The organism is Moorella thermoacetica (genome assembly GCF_001267405.1).
Lineage (GTDB): Bacteria > Bacillota > DSM-521 > Neomoorellales > Neomoorellaceae > Neomoorella > Neomoorella thermoacetica.
The window spans coordinates 1,465,312-1,481,708 of record NZ_CP012369.1; the positions used below are offsets into that span (position 1 = coordinate 1,465,312).

Below are 16,397 nucleotides of genomic sequence, written 5' to 3' on the forward strand. Positions count from 1 at the left end.
CTCCAGAGTTGTGCAGACTTTAATCCTTCTTGATCTGGAACAAGACCTGGCCGTATTCCACCGGCTGGCCGTTTTCGGCCAGGATGGCCACCACCTGGCCGCCGGTTTCAGCCGTGAGCTCGTTCATTAGCTTCATCGCCTCTATTATGCACAGGGTTTGTCCTGCCTTAACCCTGGTCCCCACCTCGACAAAAGGGGGCGCGTCGGGAGAGGGAGCCCGGTAAAAGGTACCCACCATGGGCGCCCGGACTTCAATGATATCTCCGGCCGGGACAGGTGTTTCCTGAGCGCCGCCGTCTGTGGCCAGTACCTCTGCAGCAGTTTTTATCTCCGGTGCGGGGATCTCCGCCGCCCCCTGGCCGCTACCGCGGCGGATCATGACCTTTACCCCTTCGCTCTCCAGGTTCAGTTCGGTAATCCCCGTCTCTTCCAGGGCTTTAATGAGCTGGGTGATATCCTTGAGATCCATCTTTGCTGTACCTCCTGCCTCTGCCTTATCCTGGCCCCTGGATGGTAAAGACTGCCGGCCCGGCCGGAGCTGGCCCTGCTGGCGCTTCTCAAAGAATTTCCGGGCAATCTGGGGAAACATGGCGTAGGCAACCACGTCGTCCTCATTACGGGCCAGATCGCCGATCTCCCGCCGCGCTTCCTCCAGGCGGGGCTCCAGGATGTCGGCCGGTCGCCCCTGGATGGGCTCTTCATCGCCGATTATCAGGCGCCGGATCTCCTCGGAAATGGGTGCCGGCGGCCGGCCGTACAGGCCCCGGACGTAATTCTTCACCTCGCCGGGTACCATCTTGTAACGTTCGCCCAGGAGGACGTTTAAAACCGCCTGGGTACCGACAATCTGGCTGGTGGGCGTGACCAGGGGCGGGTAACCCAGGTCGGCCCGTACCCGGGGTATCTCGGCCAGGACCTCGTTGATCCGGTCGGCGGCCTTTTGTTCCTTTAACTGGCTGACCAGGTTGGAGATCATGCCCCCGGGGACCTGGTGCTGGAAAACCCACATATCGGTAATCCGGGTGACGCCGCGCTCGTAACCCAGTTCCCGGCGCAGGTCGTCGAAATAGCGGGCGATTTCAAAGAGGAGGTTGAGATCCAGGCCGGTGTCATAGGGCGTTCCCTCCAGGGCCCGGACCACCGTCTCCACCGGCGGCTGGGAGGCGCCGAAGGCCAGGGGAACAGAGGCTGTGTCGACGACATCCACCCCGGCCCGGGCCGCTTCCAGGTAGGCCCCAACCGCCAGACCGCCGATGTAATGGCTATGGAGCTGAACGGGGACGTGGAGTTTTTCTTTAAAGAGCTTGACCAGTTTATAGGCTTCAAAGGGAGCCAGGAGGCCGGCCATATCTTTAATGCAAATGGAATCGACCCCCATACTCTCCAGTTCCAGGGCTGTTTTCAGGTAGTGCTCGGTGGTATGCACCGGGCTGATGGTATAGACCACCGTTCCCTGGACGTGGACACCTTCCTTTTTGGCGGCTTCCACCGGGACTTCCATGTTGCGCAGGTCGTTCAGGGCGTCGAAAATGCGGATAATATCAATGCCGTTGGCCGCGGCCCTGGCGATAAAGGCCCGTACTACATCGTCCGGGTACAGCTGGTAGCCCACCAGGGACTGGGCCCGGAGAAGCATCTGCAGGGGCGTCCGCCGGGCATATTTTTTCAAGGTACGGAGGCGCTCCCAGGGATCCTCATCCAGGAAGCGCATGCAGACATCGAAGGTGGCCCCACCCCAGACCTCCAGGGAGTGGTACCCGACACTATCGATCTTTTCGATAATGGGCAGCATATCGGCCGTAGTCATCCTGGTGGCCCAAAGGCTCTGGTGGCCATCGCGCAAGGTGGTGTCTGTAATCTTCAACTGGCTCAAAACTGCTCCTCCCCCGTAAAGAAAAACCCTGGCTAAAGCCAGGGCGACATTCCCCATGGCTGGCTCTGCAACCGCCATGCCCTATTATATAAATAGCAATCCCATCATTCAATACCCCGAGAACAAGTATACAATATATTTGTGCTTTAAGCTGCAATACCGTGCGCCGGTTTTTCAAGCAAACTTCTAAATTTGAGTTCACTTCCGTGGATTAAAAGTAGATACAAAAGGAAAATGGGCCGGATTTGAAGTTACAACGGTGAGCCCTCTCCTTACAGCGATAGCTCCATGAAGGGCATCAGCCAGAGCAAGAGTAATACCCTTTCTGGCATAATCCCAGCGAATTTCCCCGGCATGCACCGCATCTTCGAAGGTAACTGGTAAAACGTTAAAGGCCAATAAGTAGTCTTTGGCCTGATTTCGTTTGTCGATTGGGAGACTTGAAAAATACTCAGCTACTACCACAGTTGAGGTGGCTAAAACCCCTGGTTCATCCGCCCATGATATTAGCCAATCAATTACAGCCTTATTCCCTCTGGAAACATCGATAAAAACCGTCGTATCAAGCAAATAGGTTACATCTGCCATTTATCTTCAAGCGCCTTTCTGTCAACCTTCCGGTTATCGGCTAGCCATTTATTGATGGCCTCGTCATCTTTCCAGTGGGGAACTTCTTCTTCGGTCAGCATACCAGCCAGGCCTTTTACGGCCTTAAGATAATGTTCCTTTTTTAGCCTGCTCGCAACAGCCTCGACAATAAACCTGGAACGGGACCCAGGACGAGACGATTTTTTAATCAGATCATCCAATTCTTTAACAAGAGAAACAGGCATTCTAATATGGATCATTTTTGTGTTCTCAGCCATGTATCTCACTCCCATATATCATATTATGATTATATCTTATATTATTCCGGGAAGCAATATGTATTATTGAACCGAACCATAGACAAAAGCCCTGCAGGAGTATTGCCAGCAGGGCTGTTCTATTTAGGCGAAGTAACAAAGGGTGAAAAGCGTCCTTTTAAGTATAACTTAAAGTGGTACCCCAAACCCTCTCCATACCATCGCCGTACCCTCTCCGTTTTATGGACGATAGTATCATAAAGCAAGATTTAATACATGGAAGTTCAATTCCTAAACCGGGTTGCGCCCGGGGCCACCCAGGAGTCGCTCCAGCCAGCCGGCTGCTTCCTCCCTGTTACCTGCCTCCGGGGCCAGCTTCTCCCTCTTCACCAAAATACCTATACCCAGCAGAATCAGGGTGCTGGCGACCATTACCAGCAGGGAGAACCTCTGCTCCGGCATGGTCAATCCTAAAAGGGATATGGCTGTCAGGCCGGCCAGCCCTGCCCCTGCAACGACTAACCCTTTCGTATCCAGGCGGCCTTCATTTTTGATCGGCAGGGAGAGGTACAGGCGGGCTGCCAGGATGGCCCCCCAGTTAACAAAGCTGAAGTAACCGGTAGCCGTTACGGCATACTGGTAGATATGGCGGGGTAAGAAGATAGCCAGCAAGGATACCAGGAGCATCACCCCCGCCGTCACTACGAGGGCCTTTACCGGCTTTTCTCCTTCGCCGGCAATCAAGAACGCCGGGGCTTCCCTGTCCCGGGCCAGGGAAGCCAGCATAGTTACGGCCGTAAACATTGACCCCAACAAAACCGAAGAGGAGGCGACCAGGACAATGGCGTTTAGCACTGAGCCGCCAAGGCGGATACCGGCGTGTTCCAGACCGGTTACAAAGGGGCTGGACTGGCTGCTGATCAGAAACCAGGGCGTAACAGCCACCAGGGCGGTAACCGGCAGCAGGAAAAAAAGGGCCTGGGCCAGGGCCATTCCGGCAGTCGCCAGAGGTACGGCCCGGCGCGGGTTTCGAGTATCGCCCACGGCCGCGGCCAGGGCCCCGGCGCCATAGGCAAAGGTAGTGACGACAATGGCCTGGCTTAAACCCCTTAAGCCGTTGGGAAAGAATGGCAGTAAACCGGTCGCCGCCACCGCGATCCTTCTAGCAAGGACTATATACAGCATCACGCCGGTGAAGGCCAGGACGCTCCCCGCCTTGATAACCGTCAGCCCGCCTTCAAATTTATCTACGATGTCAACGCCAAAATAGTTGATCCCCGCCACCAGAAAACCATAAGCCATGACCAGGATCCAGATTGGCAGCCAGGGAAACCAGAAACGGGTGTAAATGGCCATAGCCACGGCCTCGCTCACCATGCCCACCAGGCTGGTTAGCCATAGATTCCAGCCGGTTATAAAGGCTCCCGTGGGCCCGAGGGCTTCTTCCACATAACCGCGTACGGATTCCCTCTGTCTGTATTTCAGGGCCAGGTGACCCAGGGATACCAGTACCAGGTAAAATACGAAGCCGCTAAAAATATACCCCAGGATGACTGCCGGCCCGGCGGCCCGGATGGCCATCCCGGAAGCCAGGAAAAAGCTGCTGCCTATAGTTAAACCGAGGCCAAGGAAGATCAAGCTAAAGGCACTCAGGTTTTTCCGGCGTTCTTCGCCTTTACCGCCTGTCAAATAAATTCCCCCAGTAGTAGTATTTTATAAATACCGTTCTCAGAAAGCGGGGAAGTTAAAAACAGGACCTGAAGGCTCAGGCCCCAGGTCTAGTTTTTTCCCTGCCCTTACTTTTTATTAATCATGGTTATCTGCTCCCGGGGGCGGCCTGTAGAGCGGGAAACCAGGTCGCCGATTTTATTGGCGTCCTCGTCACCGAACTTATCGGCCATGACAATGACATTGACGGCGTTGGGCTGGATAAAGACGGCTGCATCTTTATAGCCCTTGGCAACAATCAATTTCTCCAGCTGCATCTCCAAGTCCATCTGCTGGGTCAGTTCCACCAGTCGCTTCTGGGCTTCCTGCTTACCCTCACCTCCGGAGTTGGGGTTGTCGATGATTTGTTTGAGCAGGGCTATCTGCTGGCTGCGCTGGCGGTCCCTCTCCAGGCGGTATTCAATAAAGAAGGCAGTTCCACCGCTGGCTTTAGCGCTGGCACCCTGGAGAATATCTTCGGCTTTGGGGCCGGAAACTGCCTGGTCTCCGTCAGGTGCTGTAACTTTAGTGGCCTCGCTGGTAGTGGCATTACTGGCACTTGACTGGCCCGCCGGCTGGCTCCCCTGCTGGCCGGCCTGTTGATTGAGCTGCTGGACCGGCCATTCCGGAGGAGGCTCGCTGCCGGCCTGCTGGCTTCCCTTCCGATCCCCCTGGACCAGATAGGCCAGGACGCCAAAGGTTAAGAGCAGGGCAATTATTACCCGACCTTTATCACCTATGTTGATCACTCTTCTCCCTCCCATTAACAGGTTAAGTTTGATAAATTTATTTGGGGTTCCCGCCTGGTTCCATCGGTAATACCTGGACCTGGTGGGGCGCCAGACCCCAGAGGGTCTCTACAGCCTGGCTCAGTCGCAGCCTTACCAGGGCGTCACCGGCTCCTTCGGCCACTACCACCACCCCCTGGACCTCCGGTTTGGATTCCCTGCTGACCACCGGGGCTTCACCGCCACTCCCCTGGCCGTTGCGGGCCATGACCAGGGTGGCGTCTTCATTGCTGTCGGTGGTCACCCTGGTACCACCGCCCTGATCCTTCTCTTCCACACTGTGTTTGGTTGTTTTAGTATTGGTGGCGAACTCCTTTTTGGGGCTGGATTGCAGGGAAACGGTGACTGTCACCCGGCCGGCTCCGGCTATTTTTGCCAGGGTCTCCTGGAGCTGGTCTGCCATTTCCCTGGCAGTTGCCATGAGCTCAGTTGCCGCCCGGTCCTGATCATTCGGCCGGGCCTGCGAGGCTGCTTGCTGGCCGGCTTGTGGCTGGCCGGTCCCGTTGATTTTACCTACGCTCATAAGAATGCTGCCAAGGATAATGGCACCCGTTGCCAACCACAGGTACCAGGGCGGCTTCTGGGGCAGGAAGCGCCATTTGTCCCGCTCCATCCCCATCACCTCCTTCTCCCGGGATTGATTATCATACCTTTACCCCGCCGGGCGGGTTCCATGACGGGCTCCTCCGAAAATAGGATTTTGGCAAAAATGGCGATTGCTGGTTGAGTTGTGCTCCAGCTTCTAGTGGGCTGGCGGGTACAGTCTGCGGGCTCCGGTGGTTCTCGGCGAGCAAACTTGGCGCTCAGCCTCGCTCGGCGGCGGGGGTGGCTTACTAATTCTCTTGACCTAATCGTTACGAGGAGTGCAACTCTTCATTCCTGAAGCTACGTTACGATCCCCATCCCGTTCACCGCCGCCTCACTTCGGCTTCGCTGAGTTTGCTAACGCCTCAAACCAAAGTCGCCCTCCGCCTGTACCCGCCAGCCCCTTGCCTTAAGCCTACATTTTCATTGTTCGTGGCGAGGGCGCCAGCCCCCATGAGGGACTCCTCCGAAAATACAGGGCTGCTAGCTCCCGGCGGGGGTTAGCACCGTCACTTCCACCTGGCCGGGTTCCAGGCCGTAGAAATGGCAGACCATATCCCGGATGCGGGTTTTCACCTGCTGGACTACGGTACTGGTAGCACCGTTCGCCCCGGGAGGGCTACCTGCCTCCGTGGTCTCCTGGTTAGCCCGGCCCGGCCCACCGGCCGGTGTTTGCTGTTGGCCGGTCGCTTCCGGTTTAACAGGTAGGGTGCCGGTCCCTGCTTTCCCATCCGGCTGCTCACGGGGCGGGTTCCCGGAGCCTGCTGTCGGCTGGCCAGTCGCCAGGGAGGACGTATTCTCGTCCGCCGCCCCCGGCTTTACTTCTATACGGTCAACCCGGACCTGTGGTCCGCTCCCTCCCTCCTTTCCCGTCCCTGTCTTCCCCGTTTCCGCCAGGGTGACGGTAATGACTACCTGCTGGATGGCCCCCCGGTAGCCCTGTTCCCCGGCCACCCGCACCAGCACATCGACCGTGCGGATGCCAGGTATCAAGGCAACCAGGGCGCGGATCTGGCCGGCCAGGCGATCCCGGTAGACCTCCAGGGCCGCCTCCTCGTTGGCGGCCGCCAGCTCCCGCCCCTGCTCCACCGGCGTTGCCGTCACCGGATCCAGGCGTAGGTCCCAGGCCGCCACGTCCAGGTCCAGGCCGGGGCGCACCCCTTCCACCAGGGGGCTCAAAATAGCTACCACTACAAAGAGCCCCAGGACCAGGCGCACGTAGCGAGTCATCTTTTTCTCCGGCAGCAGCATTTCCAGGAAGGCGGCCAGAAGGGCGATAAGGGCCACCTGGCGGACAATGACGCCAATTTTAGCTAGCAACCGCCTACCCCCTTAAGGCCACCGTCAGATTACCCAGGACAACAATAACGGCAATGGCCATAAAGAAAATCAAGCCAGTCACGGCCACGCAAGCGAAGACCAGGGTCAGGGCACCGCCGATGCCGTCCAGGGCTTCGGCCAGTTTTTCCTCGCCGAAGGGCTGGACAACGGCCGCCGCCACTTTATAAACCACCAGCAGGGAGAGGATCTTGAGCATGGGGAAGGCCGCCAGGAAAAAGATAATGGCTACGCCCACCAGGCTGACGGCGCTCTTTAAGAGCAGGGTCGTCCCGGCGATGGTTTCCACGGCATCGGAGAGCATCCCCCCCACGACGGGCAACAAGGCATCGGTGGCAAACTGGATGGTCCGCAGTCCCACCCCGTCGGCCACCGAACCGGCCACGCCATAAATAGAGAGAACACCCGTGAAGACGGTCATCATGGCCCCCAGCCCCAGCATGGTCACCTGTTTAAGGAGTCCCGCCAGTTTGGCCACCTGGAAGCGGTCGGCAATCTGGCTGACAACCGTCAGCACCGCCGTCAGGTATAAAAGGGGAAAGAGGACATTATGCATCAAGGTGCCGATAATAGTCACGGCGTAGATTAAAACCGGTTGTAACAGGGTGGAAGTGGTAATGCCCCCGGTAGCTGCCAGCAGGGTAATCAGGGCCGGCAGGAGGGACTGGAAAAAGGAAACCATATTGTCAATGGCCTCGCCCCCGGTACGTACGGCTATGGTAAAGGAGGCCAGGGCCAGGGTGATCAAGGCCAGGAAGGCCACTCCCCGGGCCAGGGTGCCGGTGCTGCCCTCGCTAAATGCCGATTGCAAGTTCTGCAACACGGCGCAGGCTACAGCCAGGATGATAAGTTGCCCCAGGAGGGCACCGCTGGCCAGGATTTCATGGAAAAGGTACTGTAACAATCCCCGGGCGGCCGCCCCCGGGTCCAGGGGCATTTTACCCTGGCGCAGGTTGGCCAGGATCTCCTGCAAGCTAAAGCTCGGCAGATACTGGCCCACTTCCCGGTCCAGCTGATTCAGGTAGGTATCAATCCCCCCCAGGTTCAATTTGGCCAGCTGGCGTTTCAGGTGTTCGTCCAGGGTCATGGCGGCAGCAGCCTCCGTCCCGGAAGCCGGAGGCGGGTAATAGGCCAGGGCCGCCGGCGCTGCCAGGGTGTACACGCCGCAGAGGAAAAAGATTATTATAATCAACCGCAACTTGGGCCCGGCAGTTACCCCACCATGCAATCACCACCTCACAGCTGCAATCTCTATGCTTTATGGCAGGAGGCGAATAATGCTCTCCAGGATGGCGACGATAATGGGAATGGCCAGGACCATGATTAAAACCTTGGCGGCCAGTTCCACCTTGCTGGCAATGGCGTTCTCCCCGGCGTCCCGGCAGACCTGGCTGCCAAACTCGGCTACATAGGCAATGCCAATAATCTTTAAGATGGTATTCAGATAAAACTGGTTAATACCCGCCCGCTGGGAGAGGTCGGCCAGTACCTGGATAACGGTACCAATCCGATCCAGGAGAAGGAGAAAGATGGTGGCCCCGACCACCAGGCTGATCAGGAGGGCCGCCTCATTGCCCCGGGACTGGCGCACCAGGACGATAATCATGGTCGCCGTAAGGGCAAGGCCGGCGATCTGGAAGATTTCCATACCCCGGCACCCCTTTAATACAGCTGGAAGACAGCCCGCACGGCCTCGAAAAGCTCAAGAATCAGGGGTATAACCCAGAGAAGGGCTATGGCCAGGCCGGCCAATACCGTCATATAGGCGTACTCGTCCCTGCCGGCCTGTTTCAGAAAGGTATAAAAAATGGTAATGATGATGGCCAGGGCCGCTAGCTTAAAGATCAGGGTAACGTCCAGGCTCAGCATCTTGACCCCACCTTCCCCTTCTTTATTTAGTACAGCAAGAGAACCAGGGTAACGCCCAAGAGAAACCCCAGGGTCTGCCACATCCGGCCCTGGCGGTTATTGATCTCCAGGGCTGCCAGTTGCTGTTGCCCCAGGAGCTGGCGGGTCATTTCCAGGTTTTTTACCTGGTCGTTAACCCCGGACCTGCCGAGCATGGGCCCCAGGGCCCTGAGGATCTCCAGGTCGTCGGCTTCCAGGGCGCCCCTGGCCCGCAAATCTTCCAGGCCCCTCTCCCAGGCTGCCAGGGCCCCCGCGGCGGCATCGGCCTTTAAAACCCCGGCGACAGTGTGAAAAAAATGGGCGATTGCTCCGGGTAGCTGGTTGCCGACCCGGATCAGGGCCAGGGGCAGGGGGGTCGCGGTATACCTGATCTCCGTCTCCAGCATTTTCAGGCCGGCATTCAGGTGGCGCAGCTGTTCGATCCGTGCCCTGTACCCCCGGGCGACCATTAACCCCAAGGAGCCACAGGTCGTAATTATCAATACCCCACCCAGAAGCTTGATCACGGTCGGGCCTCCCCCCGCCAGGGACCCCGCTTCAGGGTACGGTGATCCCCGGAAAAAACGCCTTCAATAGTTCCCGGACCCAGGGTGCGCCCCAGGAGCACCAGGCGCTGCCAGAAGCCCTGCTTAAGCAGGGGGCCCCAGCCCGGGCGGTGTTGCAGCTCTTCCAGGCTACCGGCGTGGACGCTGGCCAGCATGGTGACGCCGGCGTGGAGAACATCCTGCAGGGCCGCCAGTTCCTCCGGCCGGCCGATCTCGTCGGTGGCAATGACTTCCGGTCCCATAGACCGCAGGAGCATGAGCATCCCTGCCGCTTTGGGGCAGCGGTCCAGGACATCCGTCCGCGGGCCTACCTCGAGCTGCGGTACCCCCAGCCAGCAGCCGGCAATTTCCGACCGCTCGTCCACCACACCCACATTGACACCGGAAAACTTAAGCTCTGGTACGCCGGTACTTAGGAGGCGGATGAGATCCCGCAGGAGGGTTGTCTTGCCGCACCGCGGCGGTGAGAGGATCAGGGTATGCAGGGGGCGCCCTCCCTCCAGAAGGTAAGGAATGAGGCTCCTGGCGCAACCGGGGATATCCCTCGCCAGGCGCAGGTTGAGTCCGGCAAAGTTTTTCAAGGTGCGGATTTCCCCCTGGAGTACAACCGCCTCCCCTACCAGGCCTACCCGGTGGCCGCCGCTGATGGTGATATAACCGGAACGCAGCTCCTCTTCCAGGGCGTAAAGGGAACTCCTGGTCAGGGCCTCAATGGTCCGCCCCAGATCGGCAGCAGTTACTTTATAAGCGCCATCCGGGCCGGCGGCCAGGCCGCCGCTGGCTGCGACCCAGCCTTCGCCGCCGCTCCAGCGAACCTGAAGGGGACGCTCCCGGCGCAGGCGAATCTCTTCCAGATTATCCCTAATTCCGGCGGGAAGACTTTCCACAGCGGCCTTGATATTCGGCGGTAGCAACTCCTCGATCCCTGCCAGGGGGTCTCCATCCCGGCGGGGTGCCTGTCCAGGAGGCTGATTGGCGGTTTCAACCTGTACCAGGTGTACGGTAGCCATCCTATTCCCTCCTGACATTATCCTTATTAAGGACCTGCCAATTTTATGCAAAAAAAAGAGCCCCCGCAGGGGCTCCATACTGCTGGCCGGAATTAGATATCGTCGGTATCTTTACTGGAATCTTCCGCGGCAGGAGTTTTCTTTCCCTTTCCATCGCCTGCCGGAGAACCTTCTTCCCCGGCTTCGTTGACGAAGACCACTGTTTCACAATTGGGACAGGTAACCTCGACCACGTCTTCGTCATCCAGGATGTCGGCGTCAAAACAGACGATTTCATGGCACTTGGGGCACTCTACTTCAATATAGTCGTCCTCGTCGTCATCATCGTCGAAGTCTTCGTCTTCTTCATCCTCATCCTCGTCTTCATCTTCGTCTTCGTCTTTGTCGTAGATCTCGTCTTCCAGGTCGTAGAGGTCCTCGTCAATGCTCTCCAGGTACTCTTCCAGTTCCTCGTAGTCTTCGTGCAGGTCGTGGATGGCGTCAGCCATTTTTTCCATGACCTCCACTACCTCCCGCAGGAGGCGGGTTTCCTTGCTCTGGGGATCGAGATCCATCCCCGCCATCAACCCCTGGAGGTAAGCTACCTGTTTCCGCAGGTCTTTCATCCTGGCCACTCCTTTCCTTCCACCCTTTTATTATTGCCAGCCCTGGCCGGCCTTAAACTAAGCCCGCTCGATATACTCGCCGGTACGGGTGTCGATGCGCACGACATCTCCCGTTTCGATAAAGAGGGGTACCTGGATGACGGCCCCGGTTTCCAGGACGGCGTTCTTGGTACCGCCAGTGGCCGTATCGCCCTTGATGCCAGGCTCCGTTTCCACGACCTTCAGCTCCACAGAGTTTGGCAGTTCGATGCCAATGGTCTCCCCGTTGTAAGTAAGGACGAAGATGTTCATGTTATCCTTCAGGTACTTAATAGCGTCTTCCAGTTGCTCTTTCCGCAGGGATAACTGCTCAAAGGTCTCGGTGTCCATAAAGTAGTAGTTATCGCCGTCGTTATAAAGGTACTGCATCTCCCGCCGTTCGACATGGGCCCGGTTGACCTTTTCCCCGGCGCGGAAGGTACGTTCGATGACGGCTCCGGTGCGCCGGTTTTTCAATTTGGTGCGGACGAAGGCCGACCCCTTGCCGGGTTTAACGTGCATAAACTCGACCACCGTGTAGACGTCGCCGTCAACTTCAATGGTAAGACCAGTCCGGAAATCGTTGGTGGAAATCAAACACAATACCTCCTACAAAAAAATATCTCCTTGCCCCCGCTTTTCCCTTTTCGCTATTGTCGAACCGCCGCCATGCAGGCTACCGGCCCTCACAGCTCAATAAACTCTTTGGGGGCGCGGGAGAGGACCCGAGCGCCTCCCTCCTGGATGAGAACAACATCCTCGATGCGGATGCCCCCCCGTCCCGGGAGGTAAACACCCGGTTCCACCGTGACTACCATCCCCGGAGCCAGTTTGACCTCGCTCCGGCTTGAGAGGGTGGGGTCTTCGTGGATGGCCAGGCCGACTCCATGTCCCAGGCCGTGGCTGAAATAATCGCCATATCCGGCAGCGGCAATAGCCTCCCGCGCCACGGCATCAGCTTCTCTGCCTTGAATCCCGGGGCGAAGGGCGGCTATGGCCTGTTGCTGGGCCTCCAGGACAATATCATAGAGGCGCCGCCATTCGGCTGTCACCGGGGCCAGGGCCACCGTCCGCGTCAGGTCGGAATGGTAGCCGCCATAAACGGCGCCAAAATCCATGACTATCATGTCTCCCGGTTGCAGGACCCGGTCCGAGGCCACCCCGTGGGGCAGGGCCGACCGGGGCCCACTGGCGATAATGGTGGTAAAGGACGGCCCCCTGGAACCCTGCTTACCCATAAAATACTCCAGTTCCAGGGCTATATCCCGCTCGGTAAGGCCGGGACGCAGGATACTTAATAGGTGGTTGTAGCCGGCGTCAGCTATGGCAATGGCCTTTTCCAGGACGGCGATTTCCTCCGCGTCTTTCACCTGGCGCAGCCTGGCTACCAGGCCCTTCACCGGCGCCAGGCTGACGGGCCGCGGCCAGTCCCTGGCTTTCTCTAGGAATTCTTCGTAGGTGGCATAGGTCAAGTGCTCGGCTTCAAAAAAGAGTTTCTCTATGCCGGCGGCGGCCAGGGTCTGGCCCAGTTGCTCCCATGGATGCGGGCCCAGGTCGATGATTTGAAAGTCCGGCGCTTCTTCCCGGGCCTGCTCTGTAAAGCGGCCGTCGGTTAACAGGTACTGGGCTGTGGGGGTAATGAGTAGGGTGCCGCTGTCGCCGGTAAAACCGCTTAAGTAGCGGCGGTTTTCGTCCTGGTGCACCCAGAGGGCGGTAATCCCTTCCCGCTCCATGAGCTCCCGCAGCCGGGTTAATCTGCTGGACAATAAACTCCTCCTCCGGCAATAAGGTTCTACCAAAAGTGGGTGTCATTACCTCCAGGATGAGGCAGGTTCTTCCCTACGGGCGCTGGCTTAGCCATTAGACCCACCGTCAGGAGGGGCTTCCCGGCGCCGGCGGGCCAGTTCGATGGCTGCTTCCAGCCCTAGACGATAGCTTAATGGACCGAAGCCACTGATCTGGCCGGCCACTACTGCTGCCGTCACCGTGTGGTGGCGGAACTCTTCCCGGCGGTAGATGTTGGACAGGTGGACCTCCACTGCCGGGTAATCTACCGCCGCAAGGGCGTCCCGCAGGGCGATACTGTAATGACCCAGGGCCCCGGGGTTAATGACCGCGGCATCCACCCGGCCCCGGGCGGCGTGTAAGCAGTCGATGAGGGCTCCCTCATGGTTGGACTGGAAGAACTCGATTTCCACCCCGGCCTGGCTGGCCTGCCGCCGCAGTTCCGCCTCGATGGTCGCCAGGGTGGTCCGGCCATAGGTCTCCGGTTCCCGGTTACCTAAGAGGTTCAGGTTGGGCCCGTTTATAACTAGAATCTTCATGGCTGCTATTTTACCATAATATTGCTCGTTTAGGTAGGTCCTGCTTTATAAATTACTTTTTCCTTTAGCCGCTGATGGTCATGCTGGCGATCCGGATGGTGGGGGCGCCGGTGGCACCGAAAAAGGTCAGGTCGTTGGCCACGGCGTCAATGGCCTCCAGGAGGCCAATGATGTTTCCGGCAATGGCCACCCCCCGCACCGGCGTGGTCAACTCGCCCTTTTCGATCCAGATACCGGTGGCGCCGACGGAGAAATCCCCGGAAATGGGGTTGGCCATGTGCATGCCCATGACCTCAGTGACGTAGAGACCCTTTGGAATCTCCTTGATGATTTCTTCCGGCGAGCGCGATCCGGCCTCGATATAGAAATTGGTGGTGCCGACTTCAGGCGTGGTCTTGAAGGAACCCCGGGCACCGTTACCGGTGGATCTCACCCCGTCCCGGGCGGCGGTGTAGGTATTATGGAGGAAGCACCGCAAAACGCCCTTTTCAATCAGGACGGTATGTTCCGTGGGCACCCCTTCCCCGTCAAAGGGGCTGGAGGCAATGCCGTCCGGCCGGCAACCGTCGTCGATGAGGTTAATCACCGGCGCGGCTACCTGCTGGCCGACCCGGCCGCGGAAGAGGGATTTGCCCTTCTGGACGGCATCGGCGGCCAGGGCCGGGGCGATGACGCCCAGGAAGTTGGTGGCCACGTAAGGGTCAAAGACAACCGCTGCCCGCTGGGTATTGACCCTTTTGGCCCCCAGCATGCGTACGGCCTTGCTGGCCCCCTCCCGGCCCACCTTGGCAGGGTCGATGTTTTTGAACTTCAACCCGTAGGCCAGGCCGAAGCCGGTCTGGCTTTCTCCATTTTCTACTGCCACCACAAAGGTGCTGGCGCCACAGTTGGCAGCGTGATAGGCTGCCGTTATTCCCTGGGAGTTCGCCAGGGCCACCAGGTAGCGGGAGTCATTATAGGAACAACTTTCCGTTATCTTGACCCGCGGGTCATAGGCCCTGGCCTGGCGCTCAATCTCTTTGGCTAACTCAATCTTTTTCTCCAGGGGCGTAGCGGTAATCTCGGGATCCCAGAGGTCCAGGGCCGGATAACCGGGATAGCGGGCCGGCAGGCAGTTGTGCTCATCAGGAGTGGCCATCCGGGCGTTGGCCAGGGCCTGTTCGATGCAGGCGTCGAGGGCCGCCGGGCTGAAGTCGGTGGTAAAGGCGAAACCTACCCGGTGGTCCCGGATAACCCTTAAGCCCAGGCCCTGATCCCGGGCTGTGGTCAGGGCCTCGACCTGCTGGTCCCGGACCTCAATGCTCAGTTCTTCCCCGGCAGTAAGGTAGGCTTCTGCCAGGACTCCTCGTTTGGCCGCTTTCTCGACCACCTGACCGGCCAGGTCCAGGTATTTTTTCTCTAGTTCCTGGTAATCCATTATTCTTTATCCCCCTCATCCAGGATACCGCCAACTACCAGCTCGGGGATCCTGATGGTTGGCTGCGCGTCCCCGACCGGAACACCCTGGCCGTCTTTGCCGCAGATGCCCAGGCTGAAGCCCAGATCGCCGGCCACCCGGTCAATGATTCGTAAAACCTCGGGACCGTTGCCGGTGAGGGTCGCACCCCTGACGGCCGGGCCGATCTGGCCATCCTGGATCAGGTAACCCTCAGCAACGTCAAAAACAAAATCACCGTTGGTGGTATTGACCTGCCCACCGCCCATACGTTTGACCAGCAAGCCGTATTTAGTGTCCCTGAGGATTGCCGCGGCATCATCCTTGCCAGGAGCAATATAAGTATTGGTCATCCTGGGAATGGGCCGGTCCTGGTAGGACTCGCGGCGGCCGTTGCCGGTGGAGCGCCGACCCTCTTTACGGGCGGTGAGATAATCGTACATGTACTCTTTGAGGACACCGTTTTCAATCAGGACCGTCTTTTGCCCGGGGTTGCCCTCATCGTCAAAGGAGTAGGAGCCGTATTTCCCCGGAATGGTAGCGTCGTCGATAACCGTGACGATATCGGCGGCCACCTTTTGCCCTTTTTTACCGGCGTAGACGGAAAGCTGCTTCTGGACCAGGTCGGCCTCCAGGCCGTGACCGCAGGCCTCGTGAATCATGGTACCGCCGGCCTCACCGGCCATGACTACCGGCATCTTTCCGGCCGGGGCCGGTCGGGCCTCCAGCATCATCACCGCCCGCCGGGCCGCCAGCCGGGCCATTTCTTCAGGATTCACGGTCTCAAAAAGCTCCCAGCCCTGGTGGCCCCCGGCTGATTCGTAGCCCGTCTGGATATGTTTACCGTCGGTGGCCACGGCGTTGACGACCAGGCGACAGCGGACCCGCTCATCATCCACCAGGGTCCCGTCGCTGTTGGCAATGGTTACTTCCTGAATAACGTCGCCGTAACCAACCGTGACCTGGGCAATGCGTTTATCGACGGCCCGGGCGGCGTCATTGGCCCTGCGTACCAGGTTCACCTTTTCTTCTACCGCCACCTGGTCGGGCCGTTTTTTTATGGTGAACTTTACCCGGGACTTGGGCCGGGTAAAGTTAATCTCCCGTGGCCGTGGCTGGCTCTGCACAGCTTTACCCACCAGGATGGCAGTTTCGATAAGGCTCTCGCGGCTCAGGTCATTACTGTAGCCGTAGGCGGTATTCTCCCCGGCGATGACACGGATGCCCGCTCCCTGGTCAAAGCCGGATGTCACCCGCTCGATTTTATTTTCTTCGCAGCCGATACTGGTAGTCCGGCGGCGTTCCAGGAAAATTTCGGCAAAATCGCCTCCCTGCTGCAGGGCTGCCTGGAGGATGGCTTTGAGATCTGTTTCTGGTAAAAGCATTGATCCACCCCTTCTATTAACTTCTTCCTAG

At 58.5% G+C, this 16,397-nt stretch carries 18 protein-coding genes; all 18 read right to left on the minus strand.

The window, feature by feature from the left end:
• Positions 1-19: 19 nt before the first annotated feature.
• The 18 genes from accB to MOTHE_RS07465 all read right to left on the minus strand — a co-directional run bounded on the left by accB (position 20) and on the right by MOTHE_RS07465 (position 16,366).
• Entirely contained in the window at positions 20-1,930 is a 1,911-nt protein-coding gene (gene accB, locus MOTHE_RS07385; RefSeq protein WP_162490144.1) for an acetyl-CoA carboxylase biotin carboxyl carrier protein, read from the minus strand.
• Between the two features lie 141 nt (positions 1,931-2,071).
• Positions 2,072-2,461 carry a type II toxin-antitoxin system VapC family toxin gene (locus MOTHE_RS12815; RefSeq protein WP_080997185.1) on the minus strand — a complete coding sequence of 130 codons (390 nt, stop codon included), beginning with the start codon at positions 2,459-2,461 and terminating at the stop codon, positions 2,072-2,074.
• Positions 2,449-2,739 carry a ribbon-helix-helix domain-containing protein gene (locus MOTHE_RS07390; RefSeq protein WP_053094859.1) on the minus strand — a complete coding sequence of 97 codons (291 nt, stop codon included), beginning with the start codon at positions 2,737-2,739 and terminating at the stop codon, positions 2,449-2,451. Before MOTHE_RS07390 ends, MOTHE_RS12815 begins: the two co-directional genes overlap by 13 nt.
• A gap of 270 nt (positions 2,740-3,009) precedes the next feature.
• Positions 3,010-4,407 (minus strand): amino acid permease, encoded by a 1,398-nt coding sequence (locus MOTHE_RS07395; RefSeq protein WP_053094860.1) that lies wholly within the window; start codon positions 4,405-4,407, stop codon positions 3,010-3,012.
• A 107-nt stretch (positions 4,408-4,514) separates the two neighbouring features.
• Entirely contained in the window at positions 4,515-5,174 is a 660-nt protein-coding gene (locus tag MOTHE_RS07400) for a SpoIIIAH-like family protein (RefSeq protein WP_011393038.1), read from the minus strand.
• 37 nt (positions 5,175-5,211) lie between these two features.
• Complete coding sequence (locus tag MOTHE_RS07405; RefSeq protein WP_025775090.1) at positions 5,212-5,826, minus strand: hypothetical protein; 615 nt, start codon at positions 5,824-5,826, stop codon at positions 5,212-5,214.
• A gap of 455 nt (positions 5,827-6,281) precedes the next feature.
• Positions 6,282-7,118, minus strand: coding sequence for a stage III sporulation protein AF (locus MOTHE_RS07410; RefSeq protein ID WP_011393040.1), 837 nt, complete (start codon positions 7,116-7,118; stop codon positions 6,282-6,284).
• 4 nt (positions 7,119-7,122) lie between these two features.
• A complete protein-coding gene (spoIIIAE, locus tag MOTHE_RS07415; protein WP_162490060.1) occupies positions 7,123-8,328 on the minus strand; it encodes a stage III sporulation protein AE in 1,206 nt (401 codons plus the stop codon).
• Positions 8,329-8,394: 66 nt separating this feature from the next.
• The gene (gene spoIIIAD, locus MOTHE_RS07420) at positions 8,395-8,784 is read right to left on the minus strand and encodes a stage III sporulation protein AD (protein WP_011393042.1); all 390 of its coding nucleotides are present in this window, start codon (positions 8,782-8,784) and stop codon (positions 8,395-8,397) included.
• Between the two features lie 14 nt (positions 8,785-8,798).
• Entirely contained in the window at positions 8,799-9,005 is a 207-nt protein-coding gene (gene spoIIIAC, locus MOTHE_RS07425; RefSeq protein ID WP_011393043.1) for a stage III sporulation protein AC, read from the minus strand.
• Between the two features lie 26 nt (positions 9,006-9,031).
• Positions 9,032-9,550: a stage III sporulation protein AB gene (locus MOTHE_RS07430; RefSeq protein WP_011393044.1), complete on the minus strand. Its 519-nt coding sequence runs from the start codon at positions 9,548-9,550 to the stop codon at positions 9,032-9,034.
• Entirely contained in the window at positions 9,547-10,599 is a 1,053-nt protein-coding gene (spoIIIAA, locus tag MOTHE_RS07435; protein WP_011393045.1) for a stage III sporulation protein AA, read from the minus strand. The genes MOTHE_RS07430 and spoIIIAA overlap by 4 nt, the downstream gene beginning before the upstream one ends.
• A gap of 92 nt (positions 10,600-10,691) precedes the next feature.
• Positions 10,692-11,204 (minus strand): CD1247 N-terminal domain-containing protein, encoded by a 513-nt coding sequence (locus MOTHE_RS13680; protein ID WP_011393046.1) that lies wholly within the window; start codon positions 11,202-11,204, stop codon positions 10,692-10,694.
• Between the two features lie 57 nt (positions 11,205-11,261).
• Positions 11,262-11,819: an elongation factor P gene (gene efp, locus MOTHE_RS07445; protein WP_011393047.1), complete on the minus strand. Its 558-nt coding sequence runs from the start codon at positions 11,817-11,819 to the stop codon at positions 11,262-11,264.
• 89 nt (positions 11,820-11,908) lie between these two features.
• A complete protein-coding gene (locus MOTHE_RS07450; protein WP_011393048.1) occupies positions 11,909-12,988 on the minus strand; it encodes a M24 family metallopeptidase in 1,080 nt (359 codons plus the stop codon).
• 87 nt (positions 12,989-13,075) lie between these two features.
• Entirely contained in the window at positions 13,076-13,546 is a 471-nt protein-coding gene (aroQ, locus tag MOTHE_RS07455; RefSeq protein ID WP_011393049.1) for a type II 3-dehydroquinate dehydratase, read from the minus strand.
• Between the two features lie 64 nt (positions 13,547-13,610).
• On the minus strand, positions 13,611-14,963 hold the full coding sequence (locus tag MOTHE_RS07460; RefSeq protein WP_053094861.1) for a TldD/PmbA family protein: 1,353 nt from the start codon (positions 14,961-14,963) through the stop codon (positions 13,611-13,613).
• Positions 14,963-16,366, minus strand: a complete 1,404-nt coding sequence (locus MOTHE_RS07465; RefSeq protein ID WP_011393051.1) for a TldD/PmbA family protein — start codon at positions 16,364-16,366, stop codon at positions 14,963-14,965. The genes MOTHE_RS07460 and MOTHE_RS07465 overlap by 1 nt, the downstream gene beginning before the upstream one ends.
• Positions 16,367-16,397 lie beyond the last annotated feature (31 nt).